The organism is Phytohabitans aurantiacus (assembly GCF_027923225.1).
GTDB lineage: Bacteria > Actinomycetota > Actinomycetes > Mycobacteriales > Micromonosporaceae > Phytohabitans > Phytohabitans aurantiacus.
Window position 1 is genome coordinate 1 of record NZ_BSDI01000125.1, and the last position, 1630, is coordinate 1630.

Consider the following 1630-nt stretch of genomic DNA (forward strand, 5'->3'; position numbering starts at 1 on the left):
TCGAACCGTCAGACAGTCCGAAACCTAGGCCAGGCAACGGCGTGCCCCAATCACCAACCCGACCCCAACCCACACATCGGGGCGAAGAGCCAAATGCACGTGGTTCGATCTCAAAACCGCGTGCATTTGGCCATGATCCATGCGATTTTCCCTTGATCGGCACGGCCCAAGAGCACTGGCGCGACGGTCGCCGCCCATGCGGACGCAGCCGGCACTGGGCCTGCCACCGCCTGGACCTTGCGGGTGCGAGGCGAGGTTCAGGCGACGACCCGGCGCCGCCGGCGGCCGCCCGCAACAGAACCTAGTCTTGGGGCGCCCGCTGGAGGCGGGCCAGAAGTTCCGCTCGAATCGCCGGCCGCGAGCCGAAGACCAGCAGGAACATCGCCTCGCGCACCAACCGCTGGGCATGGTCGTCGCGCCGCACAGACCGGGCGCCGACCGTCGCCGCCAGGATCGTCGCGGCACGCATGGCGAACTCCGAGGCCGCCGCGCGAGCCGCCGGCAGCTCCTCGGGCGTGGCGGCGTCGAGTGCGTTCCGGCGGCTCGCCAGCTCCGCGTGAAGAGGTCCCGGCCCATCACCGCCCGGGGCCGGCGCGCTGCCCGCACCGACCGGAACGCGAGGCCCGCCGATGGATGCGCCGCCGGGCGCCGTGCCGGGGCCGGCGGTGGGCGGGCTCATCAGGGTGACGCAGCGTGCGGCGACACCGAGCGCGAAGGAGCCGTTCATCCTCAGGCCAGCGGCGTCGCGGGCGGGCCAGTCCGCGTACGGGAGGGTGCCCGTGACGCGATCGGCCGGTACGAGGTGGTCGGTGAAACGCACCTCGACCGTCGAGCTGGCATCGGCGGCGACCAGGCGCAGCGGCCGCACGGCCAGCGTCGGCCCAGGCACCGCGTCGATCAGCGACCACACCACCGTGTCGCTCTCGTCTCGCGCGGCGGCGTGCAGCACATCGATCATTCCCCAGCCGGTCACCCAGGGCGCCGCGCCATTCAGCCGGTACCCGCCCGGCACGGCGGTCGCCCGCACGGACGGCGGTCCGGGCCGAAGCGCAGCGAGCACGACCCCGGCTCGCCGCACACCGCGGCAGAGCGGCTCCAGCCACTCCTCCCTCAGGTCGGCGCGCTCCGCAGTGGCCACCGCCCGGACCGCACCGTGGTGCTGCATCCACACGAACGTCGTCGCGAGGCAGCCGCTAGCCAACACTTCGACCAGCCGAGCAGCGGTCGCCAGATCCGGTATCGCCAGACCACCCGCCTCGGTCGGCCCTGCCATGCCGTAGAACCGCTCGCGGGCCAGCAGGTCAAGGTGGCCCGCCGGCAGTACGCCAGAGCCGTCGACGTCCAGCGCAGCAGGAAAGAGCACCTCGTCGGCGATCCACCGCGCCTTCTCGATCAGGTCGTTCACGAGGCCACGCTACCCACCTCGACCACCTCACCCGCGCCCCCGACCCGCCAGACGCCGGCCCACCAAAATCCACGGCCGCCAGGCCACGCGCGGTTGCCGAGTCGTGAATCTTGGCGCTCCACCGTCGCCAGGGGCGGTTTCAAGATCTGGCTGCAACACCCACGTTTCTGCAGGTAGGAGTGGGTTGTGGCAGAGAGATTGTCCGCGTTGGAGCGGGAACGGATC

General features: G+C 71.7%; 1 protein-coding gene. It reads right to left on the reverse strand.

Features of this window, described 5'->3' with window-relative positions:
• Positions 1-301: 301 nt before the first annotated feature.
• On the reverse strand, positions 302-1405 hold the full coding sequence (locus QMG73_RS46085) for an acyl-CoA dehydrogenase family protein (RefSeq protein ID WP_281906504.1): 1104 nt from the start codon (positions 1403-1405) through the stop codon (positions 302-304).
• Positions 1406-1630 lie beyond the last annotated feature (225 nt).